Source organism: Lentibacillus kimchii (genome assembly GCF_042666895.1).
In the GTDB taxonomy this organism is placed as follows: domain Bacteria; phylum Bacillota; class Bacilli; order Bacillales; family Amphibacillaceae; genus Lentibacillus; species Lentibacillus kimchii.
In genome coordinates, this window is the sequence record NZ_JBHTGR010000043.1 from 1 (window position 1) to 2,784 (window position 2,784).

At 34.7% G+C, this 2,784-nt stretch carries 4 protein-coding genes; all 4 read left to right on the forward strand.

Features of this window, described 5'->3' with window-relative positions; translation table 11 throughout:
- Nucleotides 1-107: 107 nt before the first annotated feature.
- The 4 genes from ACFQU8_RS10035 to ACFQU8_RS10050 all read left to right on the forward strand — a co-directional run bounded on the left by ACFQU8_RS10035 (nt 108) and on the right by ACFQU8_RS10050 (nt 2,632).
- Nucleotides 108-848, forward strand: coding sequence for a hypothetical protein (locus ACFQU8_RS10035; protein WP_382359427.1), 741 nt, complete (start codon nt 108-110; stop codon nt 846-848).
- A 194-nt stretch (nt 849-1,042) separates the two neighbouring features.
- The gene (locus ACFQU8_RS10040; RefSeq protein ID WP_382359428.1) at nt 1,043-1,429 is read left to right on the forward strand and encodes an ImmA/IrrE family metallo-endopeptidase; all 387 of its coding nucleotides are present in this window, start codon (nt 1,043-1,045) and stop codon (nt 1,427-1,429) included.
- Nucleotides 1,426-1,809, forward strand: coding sequence for an Arm DNA-binding domain-containing protein (locus tag ACFQU8_RS10045; protein ID WP_382359431.1), 384 nt, complete (start codon nt 1,426-1,428; stop codon nt 1,807-1,809). The genes ACFQU8_RS10040 and ACFQU8_RS10045 overlap by 4 nt, the downstream gene beginning before the upstream one ends.
- Nucleotides 1,769-2,632 carry a site-specific integrase gene (locus ACFQU8_RS10050; RefSeq protein WP_382359434.1) on the forward strand — a complete coding sequence of 288 codons (864 nt, stop codon included), beginning with the start codon at nt 1,769-1,771 and terminating at the stop codon, nt 2,630-2,632. Before ACFQU8_RS10045 ends, ACFQU8_RS10050 begins: the two co-directional genes overlap by 41 nt.
- Nucleotides 2,633-2,784 lie beyond the last annotated feature (152 nt).

Here is a 2,784-nt window from a genome sequence, read left to right on the forward strand (position 1 = left end):
GTGGGTGTGTTTTGGCTAACTCTATTCTACAGGAAAGGGTCTTCCTTTTTCTATGACCATTATTGAGTCATTGCGATTTACACAAACTATTTTACGCTCTCTTTGAAATGCAGTATTTACGTGATGAAGTATTAAGTAATATATCAAAGTATGAAAAAGATATAGAAGAACTAGAGCTGGATAAAACTAGATTAGATAAAGATATTGAAAAGATTAATTCTTATATAAAAAGATCCAAAGAGTTATTAACTATAGACGAGTATATTGATTCAAAGGCAAAATCAATTGCACTTAATGAAATGAATGACCGTGTTAATAGCGAATTATTACATAAATCAAATTTAGATAATGAAATTAAAACACTCAAAAAGAGAGTTGAGGAATTAAATAAAGATAAAAAGTCATTAAGAAAAGAATTATCCTCTTCCTATAAATCAAAAATCAACCAAATGGAAATTATTTTGTCTAATACCAACCTGAATGAACTTGAATTTCTTTCCTTCAAAAAATTCAATGGGAGTGGTATTGACAAAAATAAAAAGTTTTTAGCTTATTATCTAACCTATTTTTCCTTAATTGAAAAATATGGCATATATAATTTACCGCTATGTATGGATTCTTTTATAAAAGATGAAGCAACAACTCAATCATTAACCCAAATGTTTAGTGCTATAGAAAAAAGTCTTTTTACAAGCAATAATCAAGTGTTTTTTTCACTTGTAAATGAAAATTTTAAATATCTTCAGCACGAAGAAGAGTATAATATTATTGATATTGGTGATAAAGTTTTAAGTGAAGATAAATATAACGAAGTTTCCCAAGAAATTGAAAAAAATCAAAAGTTATAATAAACAACTTAAAACTTTAGACCAAGATTTTCTTGCAGTTTACTAAACAATTAAAATGACTTAATTAACAAAACTTTTAAAAATACGGTGTACATAAGTACACCGTTTTTTTAAACCTAAATCGAACACTAGTTCTAAATGGAGATGATACCATTACGCATCTTGAAGACTTCATCACGACCTTATACAGAGATATGCGGATAACCACACCGCAGCAGATGAGCATTAAACGTATCGCAAATAGTTTGGGAATTAACATACACTATGGCTGTGTCAATTTTATAATCGATAATGACATAGTCATCAGGGAAACAACAAAACAGCGTGAGTGGCAGTTATTTGGCCATGAGTTGGGTCATTATTTAAGACATGCCGGTAACCAGTATGTTATGTGCTATCTTTTCCGGGATCTGCAGGAGTACCAGGCGGACCATTTTGCTTATCACTTCTGTGTTCCAACATTTATGCTGGATAACGTACAGCCATTAACAGTCCATGATGTTGTTAATCTGTTTTGTGTAGAATACCAATTTGCACGACAGAGATTGGATATGTATCAGCAAAGGGAGGAATACATATGAGAGGACACATTGCTAAAAAAGGCCAAAAATATTATGTTGTTATTGATCTGGGACAGGATCACAAAAATAAGCGCAAGCAAAAGTGGTTCTCCGGATATGAACGAAAGAAAGATGCAGAAAAGGACTTACCGAAAATCATCAACAAATTGGAACAGGGATACACAGATCCAGCGAATATGACCATGCTGGAATACTTTGAACAATGGCTCCAAAAGAAAAAGAATGCGGTATCTGAGGGCACGTATGAACATTATGAGTCTTATTATATGCGCAAGCACATCATTCCAGTTGGGCCACTTGAAGATAAACAAATTAAAAAGTCACCATATCGAATCATTTATGGACGAAGTTTCCGAAAAAGAATTATCACAACGCAGTAAACATCATATTTACCGGATCCTTTCCAGCTCAATTGCAAAAGGAAAGAAATATGGCATTGATGAAAACATTATGGAAGATATTGAACCCCCTAAATTAGACAGGCAGGAAAAAGAGTATTGGATACAAGCAGAAGTCCAGACATTTATGGCCCATTTGAATAGTAAAAATCATGCATTGCCAATTATCCTTGCTCTGGCAACCGGCATGCGTCGCGGGGAAGTGCTTGGCCTAACATGGTCGAAAGTCGATTTTGGAAATAAAACATTGTCGGTTACACATCAATTGAAAAAACATGAAAACAGCAAATGGTATTTATCGTCCCAATTAAAGACATCGACGAGCTACCGCACCATTAAGCTGGACGATGACACAATTGATATTCTAAAAAGTCACAAGCGTAAACAAGAGAAACAGAAGTTGCAAGCTGGATCTGATTACGATGATAAAGACCTGGTTTGCGCTGTTTCAGATGGCGGGTATATGCTGCCAACTTATCTGCGGACCGTGTTCAATCGCACAATCAAGAAAAGTGGTGTAGCAAAAATTAGCTTTCATGGGTTAAGACACACCCACGCCACTCTTCTATTACAGTCTGGTGTCCATCCAAAAGTAGTACAGGAACGACTGGGCCATCTGTCCATTCAAACGACCTTAGATACTTATTCGCATATTATACCAGGCATCCAAGATGTCGCTGCAGAAAGCATTCAAAAATCGCTTTATCAACAGCCGAAAAGCAATGATGAAAATGTTTCTTCGATGTACGAAAATAACCGTCCAACGTCTAACAGAATTTCTAACGAAACATCTAACACTAACTGAAATCAATGGAAATTTATTAGAACCAAAGGTCTTTATTCAAAACAATTTCGGATTAGCCCCTATATTTTAGACATGTAAGGCGAAATTCTCTTGTTTACTCATATTTGCTTTGAATTCATCTGTTTTTCGTCCGCTGACAATGTAACCTTCAC